Here is an 18728-nt window from a genome sequence, read left to right as displayed (position 1 = left end):
GTTCTTTCATTCTCAACACAAATATCATAGCTGCCGATTTTCCTGAATACAATGATAGAGAATAGTCTTATGGACAAGACAAAAACACCGTTTTCCGCATGAGCCTTACGGCCTGCCGGATCAACGGTGTTTGGCGGCTAGGTCTGTCGACCACAACCATACTGTGTTAGTTCGCATGTACTTGCGGTATTTCTTCTTCAAAGAACAAATCGTCCAAGGAGCTCAAGGTTCCATCTTCTTCAACTTGAAAGACAGACATTTTTTCCCCGTTCACGGTTAATTCAATAAAACAGCCCCAGCAGTAAAACTGGTGCGAACCAATCTTGCCAATATCTTTGGAATTGCAGTTTGGACAACGCAGCATCACAATCACCCTATTCTTCTTTTGGTACGAAGATTTCCTCCAACGTATCGCTTGCATGTACGGGAACAATCAAGGCGTCCTCACCGAGCTTTACCGTATCCGGCATCGGCAACCATTTGCGCCCTTCCTTTAGATCAGAAATGAAACCCTCGGTCAATTCATACCCTATTACCTTTATACCCTTATCCGCATCCAGATAAACATCCTCAACCATTCCAAGCTGCTGCCCGTTTATGGTAATCACTGGAAGACCCTTAAGTTTGGAATTACCGCAAAGCAAGGTTCGAAAGCACTTGTCTGCTTCCATCGAACGTACAGCTTCTTCCTTCTTAATTGTGACGGCATCCTCACCGAGTGCAAGGACATCCGTCGAAGCAACGCAGGTCATCTCGGAAAACCAGTGTTTATCTTCCAGAAGAAGCGCCTCTACCTGCCAATCCTCATCCATCAGAAGATCCTTGGTATGGCCTACCTGCTTCCCTGTTTCTACGCAAATGATCGGCAAACCGATGACATCCCGCGCTCTCTTCACAAGGTTTGCCTCCTTGAGATTATTAAACATTTGCTTAACGATTAGTACGCAAACGTCTAACGATGGTTTCAATGATGCTTACTGCCTCTGAAATCTGCTGTTCATCGTTGTTAGCCCCAAAGCTAAAGCGGATGGCCGACCCTGTTACATCCTCAGGCAGCTTCATCGCTTTAAGGACGTGAGAAACCTCAAGAGAGCCCGAAGTACAGGCCGAACCGCTTGCCGCAGCCACTCCAGCCAAATCCAGATTCATCAGCATCGTTTCTGTCGAAATACCGGAAAAGCTGACGTTTAAAATATGCGGAAGCTGCTCTGTTGGATGGCCATTGATGACAAAAGCATCAGCGTCTAAGCGCTCTGTTAATTCATTTACCATTCCTTGACGTAGTTTTTCCATCTTTTGTTTCAATTCATACCTGTTCAACTGCAAAATTTCTATAGCTTTCGCAAAGCCGGCGATTCCTGCCGTATTCTCTGTTCCCGGCCGACGTTTGCGTTCCTGCGAGCCGCCAAACAGCAGCGGCGCTATCCGAGTCGTTCTGGATATATATAAAGCGCCGATCCCTTTGGGACCGTTCAGTTTATGCGCGGAAAAACTCATAAGATCGACCGGCAGTTGACCAAGATCGATCGGAATATGTGCCAACGCTTGAACGGCATCGACATGAAAGCATATCCCTCGCTCTCTTGCAAAGCGTCCGATGGCTTCAATGGGCTGCAGAGTGCCTGTCTCATTGTTGCCGTACATGACGCTGATCAGGGTCGTATCCGGACGAACGGCTTTTTCCACATCGGATAAAGAAACCTGTCCAAAGCAATCAACGGGGAGGTATGTGACCTCATAACCAAGAGCTTCCAGCCGCTCACAAGCGTGAAGCACCGCATGGTGCTCTATGCTGGTCGTTATAATATGCCTTCCCCGTGACCGGTACGCTTCCGCCGCGCCGAGCAAAGCCATATTGTCGCTCTCCGTCCCGCTTCCTGCGAACACGATTTCGGAAGGAGAGCAGCCAATAAAGGACGCGATCCGGTCCCTTGCCGCATTCAGCGCCGTACGTGCCTCCCGTCCAGCCGAGTGCGTACTGGAGGCGTTGCCGTATATTTCGGAAAAATAGGGCAACATCGCTTCCACTACCTCAGGATGCACAGGCGTCGTAGCGGCATGATCCAAATAAATAAGCTTCAAAGTGTTCACCACATCTGCATAGTAGGATTAAGAAAAGAATTGGAATCCGAGGACAAGCATCTACAGAGGCTAAATATAAAACATGTAGCTGTCGTTCTGACTGCCTTCTTCTTTAAAGGAGATGAGATCAGCGAGCGTGGTAGAATCAAGCACCTGTGCAATACCATCGCGGATACGAATCCATAAGTTCCGCTTCGCAGGGTCGTCCTCTTCCGTAAAATCAACGGGACTGATCGGCCCTTCCAGCACTCGGATGATATCTCCCGAGGTGATTTCCTCTGGTGATTTAGATAATATATATCCACCGTACGCTCCGCGAATGCTCTTGACAAGCCCCGCATTCCTAAGCGGTGCGACCAATTGCTCCAAATAATGTTCGGAAAGCTGGTGCTTCTCCGCGATGCTTTTCAATGAGGTGGGGCCTTCTCCGAACTTCGTCGCCAGCTCCATCATAATGGTGAGTCCGTAGCGACCTTTAGTTGATATCTTCAAGTCGAGCACCTCGTTTATTACATCAGAAAGTATGTATTTGACCTAGAGGATCAGCTTTCTGTTGCTTCAAGATAAGCTTCTGGTTAAACACGAATATGCCTTCATTCTTCGAAAGGCTTCGATAAGAAGCTTTTATTACATATCATACATTTTTGTATCAATTTAATCGTAACATAAAACCTTGTAATGTGGGAAAAAAACAGTGACATATTAATGAAAAATTTTATTCTTTTCACAAATGCATGTATAATACAAGAATGTGATTTAAGCAAAGTGAGGTTTGGGACAAATGACAAAAAAAGCACGCGTCGTCCTCGGCATGTCCGGCGGTGTCGATTCCTCGGTTTCGGCGCTCGTTCTTAAGGAGCAAGGCTACGAGGTCATCGGCGTTTTCATGAAAAATTGGGACGATACGGACGAATTCGGCCACTGCACCGCGGAGGATGATGCGGAGGATGTAAGGCGGGTTTGCGACCAAATCGGCATCCCCTATTATACGGTAAATTTCGAAAAACAATACATGGATAAGGTATTCGCCTACTTTTTGGACGAATATCGCAAAGGCCGTACTCCGAATCCGGATGTCATGTGCAACCGGGAAATCAAGTTCGGTGAATTTCTGAACAAAGCGCTTGAGCTTGGAGCAGACTATATCGCGACCGGCCATTATGCAAGGGTGGAGCACCAGGACGGAGCACACCGACTGCTTCGCGGAGTGGATTCGAATAAAGATCAAACGTATTTTCTCCATGCATTGGATCAATACCAGCTTTCGAAGGCGATGTTCCCCATCGGCCACCTGCCGAAGCCGGAGGTTCGCGCGATTGCGGAGAAGGCGGGACTGGCTACGGCCAAGAAGAAAGACAGCACCGGCGTTTGCTTTATCGGCGAACGCAACTTCAAAGAGTTTCTCAGCGGCTATCTGCCCGCTAAACCCGGAGAGATGAGAACCCTCGAAGGAGAGGTTAAAGGCCGGCATGACGGACTCATGTACTATACGCTCGGCCAGCGTCAAGGTCTTGGCATCGGGGGCTCAGGCAGCGGAGAACCATGGTTTGTCGCAGGCAAAGACCTTGAGAACAATATCCTGCATGTCGTTCAAGGGGAAAAGCACCCTGCACTCTACTCAACGGGTCTTAAAGCCACCGATCTGAATTGGATTCAGGGAGACGCACCCCGGGAGCCGCTTCGCTGCACGGCAAAATTCCGTTACCGCCAGCCGGATCAAGGCGTTACCGTTCATTTCGGCGCGGGCGGCACTTGCGAGGTTATGTTCGATCAGCCACAGAAGGCGATCACCCCAGGCCAATCCGTCGTTTTCTATAACGGAGAAGAATGCCTGGGCGGAGCGACAATTGATATAATCATGAATTCATGAACAACCCCATCTACAAAGCAAAGAAGTTATGTTCGCACGGAACATAACTTCTTTTTTTACCTTATTTCGGAACCGCTGATCTGCTTCCATCACCCCTCATGAATAACCGGATCCGGTCCAACACCTGAACCCTTTCGTATGATCAAGATTCTCGAAATCCGCAAGTGATCGATTTCCTCGATCATGAAATCATATTCATCATTCCAAATCAAATGCTGATGCTTCTGTGGGGGCATCTCCACTCGCGAATAAATCCATCCGCCAATCGTATCATAGTCGTCCGTTTCGATACGGATTCCAAAGTAGCTGTTTACCTCCTCAATCAGCATACGCCCGTCGATGGAATACGCCGCAGCGTCCCTCCTCTCAATCTTCGGCCGTTCTTCGTCAAATTCATCCTGAATCTCGCCCACGATTTCTTCAATAATATCTTCAAATGTAACTATACCTGATGTTCCACCATACTCATCAATCAATAGGGCCATTTGCGTCTTTTTCTTCTGCATTAATTTGAGCAGCACGCTAATTTGCATCGATTCAGGCACCTTCGTAATCGGCCTTACCATCGTTTGTATATTCTCTGCAGCCTCCGGTATTTTCAATAAATCTTTAATATGTACGAAACCGATAATATTGTCTTTGTCCGGGTCACATACCGGATAGCGCGTATGCATTTCACTGATGGCCATCATTTTGTTCTCCTCGTATGATCTGTTCGCATATAGACATATCATTTCTGTTCGGGGGATCATGATTTCTCTCGCATTTGTTTCAGCAAAATCAAAAATATTATCCACAAGCGTCAATTCCGTATTGTCAATGAACCCGCTTCGGTTGCTTTCCTTCATCATGACGCGAATCTCCTCTTCTGAATGAGCAGAACGATGCTCCGCATAAGGCTCCATTCCGGTCAGACGAAGAAGCATATTGGAAACCCCATCCACGAACCAAATGAACGGGTACATCAGCTTATAAAAGCCCACCATGAGAACAGAGGCATGGAGTGTAACCTGATCGGACTTACGAAGAGCAAACCTTTTGGGAAACTGTTCTCCAAGGATAATGTGCAGCACAGTGATGAGCGAGAACGCAGCAACGAGGGCCGTCATCTGAATAACGGAATCCGGCAGCAGCGGTTGCAGGGCCGGCTCCAGCAATCGTGCTACGAAAAGCCCACCCACCCATCCGAGCCCGAGCGAGGTCATCGTAACGCCTAGCTGACAAGCAGACAAATAGGCATCCAGGTTCCCTATGATGGATTTCGAGAACCTTGCTCTCCTCGAGCCCTCCTCCGCCAGCTTTTCGATCCGGCTTCGGGACGCCCTCACCATCGCAAATTCAGCTGCAACGAAGAAACCGTTCAGACACACCAGCAGCAGAACAAAACTAACGTACAAGATCAGCGTCAACGGATCGCTACTCAATGGTATTCACCTACCCACCCGTTTAGGTGAACAGGCACACCTCCCTTAGATTTACAGTTTCACCAAACCGCTCGACGACTTTCGCCAGAAACCTATTTCACGGATACATTAATACACTATACAATCCTCCGTCAGACTATAGAACGAAAAATCGTCACAGCTTATTCCATGAGACAGGCTTTGGTTTTGGCGCACAAAAAAAAACGTCCGGGTCACATGGAGCCGGACGTTCTTTGCCTACCCTATGCTGTTATACTGGCATCGGTGTCGGAGTTGGCTTAGCAAAGCCTTTCATATAAGCTTGATCAATAGCTTTGCGAATTTCCGGCAGCGACTTACCTTCCTGTGTCATTTTGATGGACTGGACGGCGATCTGCAGGCAGACACCGCATCTCGTTCCGTGATCATCCCATACGACAGAACCATCCTCGTTTACTTTTTGAATGAAACAATTCATGTTGCTGATGTGTCCCGCACTTTCTCCGCAGCCGCAATAGCAGGGCATCCATTGCAGAATCTCCCTCCCTTTGCCTGCCGCCTGGTACACGAGACGAATCTCTTCCGGCTGGTTCTTCAAAAAAGAAGGCAAAATATCGGCCGAAGCGGTTTTCTCTTGAATGTCGGTGACCGCCGTATGCTCATGCCCTTGGTGATCGGTTTGCGTTTGGGCTTGCTCCGGCTTGCTGCCGCATGCCGAAACAACGGAGGTAAGAGAGGTGAAAATCAACATCATTGCGATAAGCCTTTTGCGCTTCACGGTATTCACTCGTTTCTAAGTTAAGAGTTAAAGATCATTGCTCTTATCATACTATACTCACTTCATGCCCCTCAAATTTATCCTCTCGGTTTGGGATGGGAGGACCGCCGCTTTTCTTGATTTTGCCGTATTTTATCTTCCGTACCCTGGCTGGAGGCTTCATAAAAACGTTCATGCTTTATCGGGCCCGGCAAATACTGCTGCTCCACGTAATGCCCCGGATAATCGTGCGGATACAAGTATCCTTTGTGCCCGAGCTTCTCAGCTCCTTGATAATGCGCGTCGCGCAAATGCAGTGGCACTTCTGCAGACCTCAGCCTCTCCATTGCCTGCGACACCTTGGCAAGCGCGCCGGGAATAGCGTTCGATTTGGGGCTCTCTACTGCAAACAGGATTGCTTGAGCAATCCCATATTTCGATTCCGGCCAGCCGATCTTATGATAGGCGTCCATAGCCGTCACCGCCTGCACCATGGCCTGCGGGTTCGCAAGGCCGATATCCTCGCTGCACATGACGATGAGTCTCCGCAGGAATGTCATTGGATCCATCCCCAACTTTTCTACCGCGTACATAAACCAGAACAGGGCCGCATCACTTGAGCCGCGTAAGCTTTTATGAAACGCCGACAGGACGTCATACTGTGTGGACTCGTCCGCTTTAATCGTAGGACGGCGAATCGATTCCTCTGCCACCGCGAGCGTAATGCGTATGGTACCGTCTCTCTCAGGCGGCGTCGTCAGCGCAGCCAGCTCCAGAGCATTGAGAGCCCGCCGAATATCTCCTCCTGCCATTCGAGACAGGTGCTCCAAAGCCCCCTCCTCTGCTTCGATAGGCATGAAGCCTAGGCCGCGCTCACGGTCGGCCAGCGCCCTTCTCATGGCAATGAGGGAATGCTCGTGCGTAAGGGACTCCAGTTGAAACAACGTAGATCGAGACAACAGCGCGCCGTTGACATGATGGAAAGGATTCTCCGTCGTCGCCCCAATAAAAATAATAATTCCTTGTTCCACTGCAGGCAGTAGAGCATCCTGCCGGGAGGTATTGAAGCGGTGCACCTCGTCCAAAAACAAAATCGTTTTTTTTCCGTATAACGACCGATTATGTTTTGCCTGATCTATCACTTCGCGGACATCCTTGACGCTGGCGTCCACAGCATTGAGCTTTATGAAAATACCTGAGGTGCGGTGGGAAATAATATTAGCGAGCGTCGTTTTGCCCGTGCCGGGGGGCCCATAGAGCAGGATCGAAGTAACTTGATCTGCCTCAATCGCCCGGCGTAGCAGCTTACCCTGTCCTACGATATGCTCCTGTCCGATATATTCCTCCAGGGTTATCGGACGCATTCGGTCAGCAAGCAGCTTTCCTGACGGACTTTGCTCGGCCGCCATCGTAAATAAATCCATGCTGATCACAACCTCTTAGCTTCTTTTACCATGTATCATCGATAGTTTCATATCGTCTGCCGATTGCTGTTTATTATAACAAAATTCACCTTCGATGAGTACACCCTAAACAGATCCAATATGGCCATGTATCAGCTTTCTCCGTTCACTCGCCCATTTCTCCGATGCGAAGCGCCAACCGATGCTGCATCGTCTGTCGTACCTGTGGCACTTGGTTAGGAGCGCATTCCACAATGACGATTACATCACTGCTGTCTCTGCTGCGATGCCGCCGTCGTCGAGATTCCCGGTTGATCCAAGCATCTATCGCATATCCGACAATCCCTCCGGCAAGTAGACCAAGCAAGCCCCAGATAATGGGTCCCCATACCAGACTATAACCGATCGAAGCACCAATGACGGAAAAAACAGTCCCAACGACAGCGGCGCCATCGAGCAAGCTTACACCGTCTGACCGATGAATGGTATCCATGATATGTGGAGCGAGCACCTGACTGTTAGCCAGATGTACTGCCGCGATGCGTTCGTTTGAAATTCCTTGGGCTTCCAAATCGCTTAACGCGAGCTCCAGCTCCGCAGAATAATGAAATGTCCCAAAGACATACATCCTTTTATAGACGCCCCCTATTTATGCTAAGATCTAGCTGTAACCCGTCATAATTCTTCTCAAGCCATTGTTGTTGGCAGCGGTTGTATATTTGATTGCTTTCAACGGCATGCGTGTATGCATCATAAGCGGAGAAGCAGTACATCGATGGCAGAAATAATAACCATTGCGGATCAAGCATCCCGACGGTATTCCCTAAGCCTCCATTAATTGTCAACAGCAATACCTCCATAAAGTGCGAATAATACGCGATGATCATCCAAGCGCCTAACACGAAAAAGCCGATGGGAATTCGGTGAATATGCAGCTGTCCTAATCCAGGCATTAACAATGACCATACTGCACTTAGCCATGGAGAACGCTTGTCCAAGTGGTTCAGTGCAATGGTGTTCATTTGGAAAGGATTGATCGGCGCCCCCTCCCTTGCTGCAAGCACATACTCCTTGTTAAGCTCTACCGTAGTCCGATAGCTGTCCCAAATCGCATATACGTAAACGGCAATGTACATGAGAAGCCAGCGTTTATTGAGAACTGCTTTGGACAATTCGAATTGTCCATTGAATGCATACACCATGGATTCATTGATTCTTGACAGCATATTAACCAATAGTTCCCACAAGATAAGAATGAAGCCTTTGATGTTTATACCCAGCTGCAAATGTCCGAAACCGGGGAATGCCGCAGACCACCAAGCGACGACCCATGGCTTGCGCAGATGAAGAAAATTAACGTTTAACGTACCTACCACAGCTAAATATCGCCTGTATTGAGAAGCTTTCCGATGTTTTTCCATCCCAGGACACCCCATATGACCATATAGTGAAATGCAACACAAACGATAACAGTATGCCCTGCTTTTAACTTTTTTTTGTATTTTATTGTAAACATGCAAAAAAGCATCCATGAGCTTGTTTGCTCGGATGGATGCTTTTTTACATGTTTTATAAGGGTTCAACTCACTTGATGCCAGCTTTCGCCAGCAATTCCTTCACCGCGACGCTCACCGAGATCAGTCCGACCACAGGCGGTACAAAAGCATTACTGGCAGGAGGCTGCTGTGCTTTGCGAATTTCCGGAGCGTTCTCCGGCACGATTTTTTGAGTAACGTCCACACGCGGCTTCATTGGCTCCTCCGTAGAGAAGACCACCTTCACGCCTTTCTTGATGCCTTCCTTACGCAGCTTGTGCCGGATGACACGGGCCAGCGGATCGACGGTTGTCTTCGAGATGTCAGCTACCTGAAAGCGGGTAGGGTCCATCTTGTTGGCAGCGCCCATACTGGAGATGAGCGGAATCTTGCGCTGAAGACATTGCTTGATCAAATGAATTTTATAGCTGATCGTATCCGAAGCGTCAATGACATAATCCAGCGGATACTCAAACAGCTTCTCATACGTTTCTTCCGTATAAAACATGCGCAGCGCTATGGCGTCGCATTCCGGATTAATCTGCAGAACGCGATCTCTCATCAAATCCGCTTTCGGCTGACCAACGGTCGACATCAACGCATGCACTTGACGATTAATGTTCGTAATATCGACGACATCCTTGTCGATCATCACGATCCGGCCAATGCCGGTACGGGCCAGCGCCTCGGCGGCAATTGAACCGACGCCGCCGATGCCAAGCACCGCTACCGTGCTATTCTTCATCACCTCGAGCCCTTCTGGGCCAATGGCAAGCTCTGTTCGGGAAAATTGGTGCAGCATATGGGCAAGCTCACACTCCTTTTCCTAATCGTTTATTTAGACGACGGCTGCTTCAATGCCAGCCGGATCGACAACTGTTCCAACTGCTTATCATCTACCGTTCCCGGTGCATCGGTCAAGAGATCCGTGGCACTTGCGGTTTTCGGGAATGCGATCGTCTCACGCAGGTTGCTGCGTCCGGTAATCAGCATGACCAGGCGGTCGAAACCGAAGGCAATCCCCCCGTGTGGAGGCGTACCGTACTCGAAAGCTTCCAGCAGGAAGCCGAATTTCTCTTGTGCTTCTTCTTTGGAGAAGCCAAGAGCCCCGAACATTTTCTCCTGCACATCTCTTTGATAGATCCGCATGGAGCCTCCGCCCACTTCGTAGCCGTTCAGCACGAGGTCGTAAGCTTGAGCGCGAATTTGGCCCGGGTCTGTATCGAAGTAATGCAGGTCCTCTTCCTTCGGACGCGTGAACGGATGGTGCTCCGCCACATAACGCTTCTCTTCCTCGTCATAGCCAAGCAGCGGGAAATCAACCACCCAAGCGAATTTGAACTTGCTTTCGTCAATCAGGCCAAGCTGGCGGCCGATTTTGAGGCGAAGGTTGCCCAGTACATCCGCAACGACCTTCTTCGTGTCGGCGGAGAACAGCAGCAGGTCTCCTTCTTCAGCCTCTAAGCGTTCCTTCAAGGCTTCAAGCTCCTGCTCACTGAAGAACTTCACGATCGGTCCTTTCAGTTCGCCTTCCTTGTAAGTCATCCAAGCAAGGCCCTTGGCGCCGTAACGCGATGCGAATACGCCCAGATCGTCGATTTCCTTACGGCTCCATGCTGCGCATCCCTTAGCGTTCAGCGCCTTCACTTGGCCGCCCTTCTTGATGACGTTGGCAAATACCTGCACGCCCGATTCGGCAACAACGTCCGACACATCCTTCAGTTCGAGACCGAAACGGAGGTCAGGCTTATCCGAGCCGTATTTCCCCATCGCGTCCGCGTAGCTGATACGCTGGAACGGAGTAGGAATCTCCACACCGGCTGTTACTTGGAACAATTTCACAACCAGCTGTTCCATCAGTTCCAGCAGCTGATCCTGCGACAAGAATGATGTCTCAATGTCCACCTGAGTGAATTCCGGCTGGCGGTCGGCACGCAGATCTTCGTCGCGGAAGCAGCGGGCGATCTGATAATAACGCTCCAATCCCCCGACCATCAGCAGCTGCTTAAAGATTTGAGGCGACTGCGGAAGTGCGAAAAACTCGCCCGGATGAACCCGGCTCGGCACGAGATAGTCACGTGCGCCTTCTGGCGTGCTCTTCGTTAAAATAGGCGTTTCCACGTCTATAAAGCCGTTCTCGTCGAGGAAATCGCGGAATACCTTTGCGGCTTTAGAGCGAAGCATCAAGGTACGCTGCATTTCCGGACGGCGAAGATCGAGATAACGGTATTTGAGGCGCAGCGATTCATCGATTTCGATGCCGTCTTCGATGAAGAACGGTGGGTTTTTGGCTGCATTCATGATCTCGATTTCAGTGATTTGAACTTCGATCTCACCGGTCGGAATGTTCGGATTGATCGTCTCCGCATCCCGTTCAACAACTTTCCCGCGAACGGCCAATACATACTCGTTACGTGCGCGATCGGCTACGGCAAGAGCTTCCCCGGAAAAATCCGGATTGAAGACGGTTTGCACGATACCGCTGCGGTCACGCAGATCAATGAAGAGCACGCCGCCTAAATCGCGACGGCGCTGCACCCAACCGTTCAAAGTTACCGTTTCTCCTACGTTCGCCTTACTTAAGGCTCCGCATTGATGGGTTTTTAACATCATAGTCATGTTAATTCCTACCTCCAAGTGTGATAAAGAATAGACTTATTTATACATTCCGGATCCGGCTCTGCATCGTTTGCACAAGGCCGGAAAGCGGCAGTGTTTCTTGTTCTCCGGTAGCCATTGCCTTCACGGTGATTTCACCGCGGGCAAGCTCATCGTCTCCCAGAATAGCTACATAGACCGCGTTATACCGATCGGCCGATTTCATTTTTGCCTTGATCTTTCGACCAAGGTAATCCTTCTCTGCCGTCAGCCCTGCGAGGCGCAGGCTTTGCAGCAGCTTGACGCATTCCTTCTCCGCCGCCTCGCCGAGGCCAACTACATACACGTCAAGCGGTTTTGCCGACGGGATATCGACTCCTTGCGCCTGCAGCACGAGCAGGATGCGCTCCATCCCGAGACCGAGACCTACGCCGGGCTGATCGGTTCCGCCGATCTGGCCTACGAGGCCGTTGTAACGGCCGCCTCCACCGATCGTGTCGATAGAGCCGATACCCGCAGCTTTGTACTCAAACGCGGTATGCGTGTAGTAGTCCAGGCCTCTGACCAGGCGTGGATTAATGCGGAATGGAATGTCCATCGCCTGAAGATGATCCTGCACCGCCTGAAAATGCACGGAGCACTCCTCATCCAGATGCTCGAGAATCGTTGGCGCGCCTTCACAGTACTTCTGATCGATCTTGCAATCCAGAATCCTCATTGGGTTGCGGTCGTAACGAGACTGGCAGTCTTTACACAGTTGATCCTTCACCGGCGCGAAGAAACGCTGCACATGCTCTCGATATGCTTCCCGTACCGCCGGATTTCCGACAGAATTGACCTCCACCGTTACCTCTTTGAGCCCCAGTTCTTTATAGAACGTATAGCCGAGCGCAATAACCTCCGCGTCCAATCCGGGATCAACGGAACCGAACGCCTCGATACCAAATTGGTGGAACTGGCGGTAACGTCCGGCCTGCGGCTGTTCATAGCGGAACATTGGTCCGATATAATACAGCTTGCTGACATCCGGTTCGCCGTAAAGCTTATTCTCGACATAAGAGCGTACGACGCCCGCCGTGCCTTCGGGACGGAGTGAGATGCTCCGTTCGCCCTTATCCAGGAACGTATACATCTCTTTTTCGACGATATCCGTAGTTTCTCCGACCCCGCGCTTAAACAGCTCCGTGTGCTCAAATATCGGCGTACGGATTTCACGGTAATTGAAGCGCAGGCACAGATCCCTGGCCTTGGACTCGATATACTGCCATTTTTCAATCTCGCCAGGAAGCAAATCTTGCGTACCTTTCGGTTTTTGAATACTCATCTATTGGTCGCTCCTTTCTTCTTTGACAACGAGACACATCGATGAAAATTAAAAAACTCCCGCCCCTGAATCCAATTCAGGGACGAGAGATTCGCTAACGGCTTTGTCTCCCGCGGTACCACCCACGATTTGAACAATTCTTGCAGCGTATTACCTAATGGCATACCGACTACAAGATCATTCACACTTCAGATGCGGATAACGCCCGCCTGCGCAGAACGACTACTGACCGAATAAGATTCCTTCAGTGAATGTACATTCATCTGCTGCTCTTTATCCGGGGTTCCCCGCCTGTCCTCCGGGAAGTCTGTTCGTCCGATTCGCATAAGGAAACTTGCAGCCATGGCTTCCCTCTCTAAGTTATGCAAGTTCGAAGTACTTTGTCCCATCACTGGATCATTGAATTTGACTCAATTAACTATCCTATATTCTAATCTTGAATATTTCCAAAGTCAAGCAAAAACAAACCTTGGATCGAAGGATTTCGACAAGTTATTTCATATCCCTCACAACATTGTACACATCCTTGATCATTAAGTACGTGTCCCCGTTCGTGAGCTCCTGCTTATTCGCAATCCCATCTACCGTCTCCTGCTTCAAAAAGCCTCTGCTTTGTAGAGCTTCAACAGCATTCTCTCGTGCAGCCTCGACCTTGAGCATAAGAGCGATCATGTAAGCCGCCTGCTCCATGGAAACTGGCAGGTTCCTTGGAGCAGAGCCTTTCACGAGGCCAGCCGACGGGCTGCCGGACATCGTTTCCGGCTTAAATTTGCGCATCCCCTCCAGCATGTTGGCTACCCGCTGCTGATTGCTTTTAGCGTCAAGAGCAAAATTGTTATCGTATCCTCCTGTAGCAAGGCCGAGGGTAACCGCAACCTTTAGTCCCTCGTACTGCTTATGCTCCATGAACGGCTGCGGCTGGATGCTGTATGGCTGAAGCACCAAGCCCTGCTTATTCAACGTATCCTGAAGCAGCGCGATCACTTCTTTATTCGCGGACATTTGCCGGAACGTGAGCCCCGCTTCTTCGGCAATCTTCACAGCAGCACCTGCAGCTTCAGCAGTAGCCATTCCCACGGGTATGACACGAGCCGTACCGTGCGGAAGCGTATCAAAGCTTGCCGCGCGTCCGACCACCAGCAGACCGTCCACTTTCAGCGGAACGATGCTGCGGAACGGAACGGCATACTGCTGAGGAACGCTTACTACAGCTCCTGTATCCGCAGGAGACATACGTTGGATATCAACTGGATAGGAGCCGAAGCCAATCCGGTCCCATTGGTCACGGTTTTCCAGAACATCGATGATACTCAACCTGTATTCCCCTTGAATATGCCTTGATTCACGAACATACAGCTCCGGCGCTGTTGCATCCAGCTCTATGCCGGCAAACTCGGGATATTGCTTTTTCATATATTCAACGATATGGGGGAGCTCTTCCTTACCGAGATGAAACGCCTCTTCCTTCGATTTCGGATCCGTTCCGTCAATACCAAAAATTTGCAGCGCATTGATCAGCATCGTATCGTTATTTTGCCTTCCGATATTCAGGCCGCGCATCGCTACCCGCTCCTTGTTCATCGGCGGGTAATCTTTCATATCCTTGTAACCCCAAGCACTCATCTCATTGATGCCCGTACCTGCATCATTGTCGTTCTCCAGCCGCTCTTTCATCTTCTGCCAAACGTCTGGCGTGATGTTCTTCAAACGGAACACCAGCGTAACGGCCATGCGTGACTTTTTGTCGCCCAAATCCTCGCGGCCTGTTGTATAAGGAACTCCCGCTGCAGCGGCAATATCCGCATCTTGGGTTGCATCGATTACCGCTTTGCTTTGAACCGTTTTGACCGTTCCGTCAGCCAAAGTAAGCTTCATTCCTGTGATTACAGAAGCGGATCCCGACTCGCTAAGCACCGGTTCCATCGATTTCACTTTGAGCAGTACATCCACGTTCTTCTCAGCGGCCACGAGCTCGTTAAAAGCGTTGGCTGCCGTAATCACATCGAAGGAATCGCCTTCGGTTTTGGCATACCATTCCGTGAAAATGCCTTTATTTAAAATCTCACGCTTATGAAGCACCCCTTTATCGGGCTCGTAGTTCATATCTAGACTATTCAGCCAACCAAGCGACATCAAACCGCCGAGAATTTCACGGTTGTGCTCATCAACAAGCAGCGTCTTTAGTCCGTTGCGAGCCGCAGAAACGGCTGCTGCAACACCCTCCGGATCGGTGCCAGCCACAATTAGGTCATAACTGTCTTTAGGGGTCTCTACTGTTTTTACTTCGGCAAGCTTCTGAGTTGCGCCTGCTTGGCCTCCATGGGCCTGCGTGCTTCCCGATTTCCACCAGTACAAAGCGCTGGCTCCCGCCGCAATCAACACCAACAACGCGATTAACAGAACATATCCCTTGGCACTCCCGCCATAGGAACTCCTTGCTTTTGCTGCCATACAACACCTCTGATTCATGTGATAAAAGAAATATAAGTACAAGCCAAGCCAAGCACCTATTGCCTCAGAAGGCAATAATAGGGGGTAGACAAGCGTTTATACGTAATATGTTGGCAATAGGTTTCAGAAAAACTTTACCGGTACATGTAATAAGGCTTATACTTGTTGCTTTCCATCCACTCCGAAGCAGGCTGGATCATTTCTGTGTCAGTGGATATAACTACAAAACAAAAGCTCCTTCCGGAGCCCGTTTAAGCTTACTTTGGTACTTGTAAAACTCGCCTCTCCTGTTCTTGCAGATCAGCGGGTAGGTTTGCGGGGCGTCCGCTTAAGCTGCTCGCTTGCAGAGGAAAAGGCTGCGCTCATCTCACAATCATCGAGCCCGGAAGGCAGCAGAGCCGCCCCTTCTTCTGCACGTCCGGAGCCGGAACCCAGTTGGAGCTCCGGTAATAGCATCAGTTGTTCTTTGGGTGATCGGTACATGGTATGGGATCGGCTCCTCACAGGTCATAGTGCATAAACATACGCTAGTTCCTATTTTCCCCAAAACCACTTGCCCTTATCCCTTTCCCTAGCCAAGTATCATGCTCCATAACAAAAGGTTAAGCCTGCTTACTTTCCACAATCAGGGTTACCGGTCCGTCATTCACGAGCGACACATCCATCATCGCTCCGAATCGTCCCGTCTCTACATGAAGCCCTTGCTCACGAAGCATGGCGTTAAACCGGTCGTATAGCGGCTCGGCATGCTCCGGGCGTGCTGCTCCCATAAAATTCGGACGACGCCCTTTGCGGCAGTCCCCGTAAAGCGTGAATTGCGAAATCGAAAGCACCTGCCCGCCCGTTTCCAGCACGGACAGATTCATCTTCCCGCCTTCATCCTCAAAAATCCGCAGTCCCGCTACTTTCTCAGCCACATAAGCGGCATCCTGCTCGGTATCTCCGTCAGCGATGCCGACAAGCAGCACCAACCCGCGGGAAATGGCGCCTACCGTTTCGCCATTCACTGTCACCGCAGCATTCTTGCTGCGCTGCAATACTACTCTCATCTATTAGTAATCCCCGTTTCATATCATTATAACGCTTTGGTCAAACCTGCATGATGCGCTGTACCGAATACACATCCTTGATTCGCTTAATTTTCTCAACAACCGAATGAAGGTGATCAATGTTCTTGATCAGGATCGTCATGTGAATCATCACCATCTTGTTCTTATCCGAGCGACCGGATACGGCGGATATAGTCGTTTTGCTCTCAGACACTACCTGCAGCACCTCGTTTAACAAACCGCGTCGGTCATGACCGGTGATTTCAATTTCCACATTGTAGTTGGCTTCGATATCATCTACCCACTCGACCTCAATCACGCGATTTCCTTCATCGCTGAGCTCAGCCGAAGGAATATTCGTACAGTCATCTCTATGAACGGATACGCCCCGACCGCGTGTAATATAACCGATAATGTGATCGCCGGGAACCGGATTACAGCACCGGGCAAAACGGACTAGCAGGTTATCTACGCCCTTAACCCGAACTCCGTTCGTCGGACGTCCTCTGCGCTCCTTCTCCGTTGGAACTTTCATCTCCTTGACTTCGGAAGTGAGCAGCGCTTGCTGCTGTGCTTCCTGTGCCTCTTTACGAATCTTCTCCGTTAAACGGGTCACGATTTGCGCGGCAGTGATCCCTCCGAAGCCTACGGCCGACAGCATGTCCTCCACTTCATGGAAATTGAATTTACGGGCGACCTCCATCATCTCGTCTTCCTTCATAAACGAAGGAGGCTCCAAACCGAGCCGCTTCAGCTCGCGTTCTATCAGCTCCCGGCCCTTCAAGACGTTTTCCTCCCGCCGTTCCTTCTTAAACCATTGGCGGATTTTTGTACGCGCATGTGACGATTTGGCCAGCTTCACCCAATCCTGACTCGGACCGTACGAATGCTTGGATGTGAGAATTTCCACGATATCGCCTGTCTTCAACCTATGATCCAGCGGCACGATCCGGCCGTTCACCTTCGCCCCGATCGTCCGGTTGCCAACCTCCGTATGGATGCGGTATGCGAAGTCCAGCGGTACGGAACCTGCCGGCAGTTCAATGACTTCACCCTTCGGCGTAAAGACGAACACCAGGTCGGCGAAAAAGTCCATTTTGAGTGATTCCACGAACTCCTGAGCATCCTGCGCTTCATTCTGCAACTCAATAATCTCGCGGATAAAATGCATTTTATCCTCGTAACTGCCGGACGGTAACGTCATACCATCCTTATAAGCCCAGTGGGCCGCAACCCCGTACTCGGAGGTACGATGCATTTCGAACGTACGGATCTGCACCTCAAGCGGCTCGCCCTTGGGACCGATGACCGTGGTATGAAGCGATTGGTACATGTTCGGCTTCGGCATCGCGATGTAGTCCTTAAACCGGCCCGGCATTGGCTTCCAAAGCGTGTGAATGATACCTAGCGTCGCATAGCAGTCCTTGATGTTATCCACGATAATACGCAGCGCAAGCAGATCGTAGATCTCGCTGAACTGCTTGCTTCTCACGGTCATTTTTTTGTAAATGCTGTATATGTGCTTCGGCCTGCCGGAAATATCGCCCTCAATGCCCATCTCATGCAGCTTATCTTTTACCGAAAAAATGACGTCGTTAATGTATTGCTCCCGTTCGGCTCTTTTCTTCTGCATCAGATTGACAATCCGATAGTACTGCTGCGGATTCAAGTAGCGCAGGGCGATGTCCTCCATCTCCCATTTGATCGCCGAAATTCCGAGCCGGTGCGCGATCGGGCAAAAAATTTCCAGCGTTTCGTCGGCGATACGCCGCTGGGCTTCCTCCGACTGGTGCTTCAGCGTACGCATGTTGTGAAGCCTGTCCGCCAGCTTGATCAAGATCACGCGAATATCCTGAGCCATGGCCACGAACATTTTGCGGTAGTTTTCATTCTGATGCTCTTCTTTGCTCTTAAACTTGATTTTCTCCAGCTTGGTCAGACCGTCAACAATCATTGCACAGGTCGCACCGAACTTTTCGTGCACAACCTCCAAGGAGACAGTCGTATCCTCTACCACGTCATGAAGCAGCGCGGCAATCACCGAAGTCGTATCCATCTGCATATTGACCAAAATGTCAGCCACTGCGAGCGGATGCAAAATATAGGGTTCCCCGGACTTGCGCATCTGCCCAATGTGGGCTTGGTCGGCAAATTCATAGGCTTCCTGAATTCGGTTCAAATCATTCTCTTTTAAATATGTGGATGCCTTCTCAAGAAGCTGCTCGATCCCCATCCGTCCATCCATTCCCTTAAATT

The 18728-nt window shown here is 50.2% G+C and carries 18 protein-coding genes; 1 reads left to right on the top strand and 17 read right to left on the bottom strand.

The window, feature by feature from the left end:
• Window positions 1-166: 166 nt before the first annotated feature.
• From JOE45_RS23215 to cymR, 4 genes are all read right to left on the bottom strand, one after another.
• Entirely contained in the window at window positions 167-364 is a 198-nt protein-coding gene (locus JOE45_RS23215) for a hypothetical protein (protein ID WP_133229000.1), read from the bottom strand.
• Window positions 365-374: 10 nt separating this feature from the next.
• Window positions 375-896: a PRC-barrel domain-containing protein gene (locus JOE45_RS23210; RefSeq protein ID WP_210022140.1), complete on the bottom strand. Its 522-nt coding sequence runs from the start codon at window positions 894-896 to the stop codon at window positions 375-377.
• Window positions 897-930: 34 nt separating this feature from the next.
• A complete protein-coding gene (locus JOE45_RS23205; protein ID WP_210022141.1) occupies window positions 931-2082 on the bottom strand; it encodes a cysteine desulfurase family protein in 1152 nt (383 codons plus the stop codon).
• Window positions 2083-2151: 69 nt separating this feature from the next.
• Complete coding sequence (cymR, locus tag JOE45_RS23200; protein WP_210022142.1) at window positions 2152-2574, bottom strand: cysteine metabolism transcriptional regulator CymR; 423 nt, start codon at window positions 2572-2574, stop codon at window positions 2152-2154.
• Window positions 2575-2863: 289 nt separating this feature from the next.
• On the opposite strand from cymR, the gene mnmA reads away from it, so the two are divergent.
• The gene (mnmA, locus tag JOE45_RS23195) at window positions 2864-3952 is read left to right on the top strand and encodes a tRNA 2-thiouridine(34) synthase MnmA (RefSeq protein WP_280874520.1); all 1089 of its coding nucleotides are present in this window, start codon (window positions 2864-2866) and stop codon (window positions 3950-3952) included.
• A gap of 89 nt (window positions 3953-4041) precedes the next feature.
• On the opposite strand, the gene JOE45_RS23190 is transcribed toward mnmA, so the two are convergent.
• The 13 genes from JOE45_RS23190 to JOE45_RS23130 form a co-directional block, all read right to left on the bottom strand.
• Window positions 4042-5376 carry a hemolysin family protein gene (locus JOE45_RS23190; protein ID WP_245247132.1) on the bottom strand — a complete coding sequence of 445 codons (1335 nt, stop codon included), beginning with the start codon at window positions 5374-5376 and terminating at the stop codon, window positions 4042-4044.
• A 250-nt stretch (window positions 5377-5626) separates the two neighbouring features.
• Window positions 5627-6133 carry a PCYCGC motif-containing (lipo)protein gene (locus JOE45_RS23185; RefSeq protein ID WP_348632576.1) on the bottom strand — a complete coding sequence of 169 codons (507 nt, stop codon included), beginning with the start codon at window positions 6131-6133 and terminating at the stop codon, window positions 5627-5629.
• A gap of 77 nt (window positions 6134-6210) precedes the next feature.
• Window positions 6211-7536, bottom strand: coding sequence for a replication-associated recombination protein A (locus JOE45_RS23180; protein WP_210022144.1), 1326 nt, complete (start codon window positions 7534-7536; stop codon window positions 6211-6213).
• A gap of 145 nt (window positions 7537-7681) precedes the next feature.
• Window positions 7682-8143: a hypothetical protein gene (locus JOE45_RS23175; protein ID WP_210022145.1), complete on the bottom strand. Its 462-nt coding sequence runs from the start codon at window positions 8141-8143 to the stop codon at window positions 7682-7684.
• 4 nt (window positions 8144-8147) lie between these two features.
• Complete coding sequence (locus JOE45_RS23170; RefSeq protein ID WP_210022146.1) at window positions 8148-8936, bottom strand: hypothetical protein; 789 nt, start codon at window positions 8934-8936, stop codon at window positions 8148-8150.
• 163 nt (window positions 8937-9099) lie between these two features.
• Window positions 9100-9852, bottom strand: a complete 753-nt coding sequence (locus tag JOE45_RS23165; protein ID WP_210022147.1) for a tRNA threonylcarbamoyladenosine dehydratase — start codon at window positions 9850-9852, stop codon at window positions 9100-9102.
• Between the two features lie 32 nt (window positions 9853-9884).
• Window positions 9885-11669 (bottom strand): aspartate--tRNA ligase, encoded by a 1785-nt coding sequence (gene aspS / locus JOE45_RS23160; protein ID WP_210022148.1) that lies wholly within the window; start codon window positions 11667-11669, stop codon window positions 9885-9887.
• Window positions 11670-11709: 40 nt separating this feature from the next.
• Window positions 11710-12972 (bottom strand): histidine--tRNA ligase, encoded by a 1263-nt coding sequence (gene hisS / locus JOE45_RS23155; RefSeq protein WP_210022149.1) that lies wholly within the window; start codon window positions 12970-12972, stop codon window positions 11710-11712.
• 188 nt (window positions 12973-13160) lie between these two features.
• Window positions 13161-13316 carry a hypothetical protein gene (locus JOE45_RS23150; RefSeq protein WP_210022150.1) on the bottom strand — a complete coding sequence of 52 codons (156 nt, stop codon included), beginning with the start codon at window positions 13314-13316 and terminating at the stop codon, window positions 13161-13163.
• A 148-nt stretch (window positions 13317-13464) separates the two neighbouring features.
• Window positions 13465-15423 carry an FAD-dependent oxidoreductase gene (locus JOE45_RS23145; RefSeq protein ID WP_210022151.1) on the bottom strand — a complete coding sequence of 653 codons (1959 nt, stop codon included), beginning with the start codon at window positions 15421-15423 and terminating at the stop codon, window positions 13465-13467.
• Between the two features lie 300 nt (window positions 15424-15723).
• A complete protein-coding gene (locus tag JOE45_RS23140) occupies window positions 15724-15906 on the bottom strand; it encodes a hypothetical protein (RefSeq protein ID WP_210022152.1) in 183 nt (60 codons plus the stop codon).
• Between the two features lie 119 nt (window positions 15907-16025).
• The gene (gene dtd / locus JOE45_RS23135; RefSeq protein ID WP_210022153.1) at window positions 16026-16472 is read right to left on the bottom strand and encodes a D-aminoacyl-tRNA deacylase; all 447 of its coding nucleotides are present in this window, start codon (window positions 16470-16472) and stop codon (window positions 16026-16028) included.
• 40 nt (window positions 16473-16512) lie between these two features.
• On the bottom strand, window positions 16513-18705 hold the full coding sequence (locus JOE45_RS23130) for a RelA/SpoT family protein (protein WP_210022154.1): 2193 nt from the start codon (window positions 18703-18705) through the stop codon (window positions 16513-16515).
• Between the last annotated feature and the right edge of the window lie 23 nt (window positions 18706-18728).

The organism is Paenibacillus sp. PvR098 (assembly GCF_017833255.1).
In the GTDB taxonomy this organism is placed as follows: domain Bacteria; phylum Bacillota; class Bacilli; order Paenibacillales; family NBRC-103111; genus Paenibacillus_G.
This window is presented reverse-complemented; position numbering and strand designations above follow the sequence as displayed.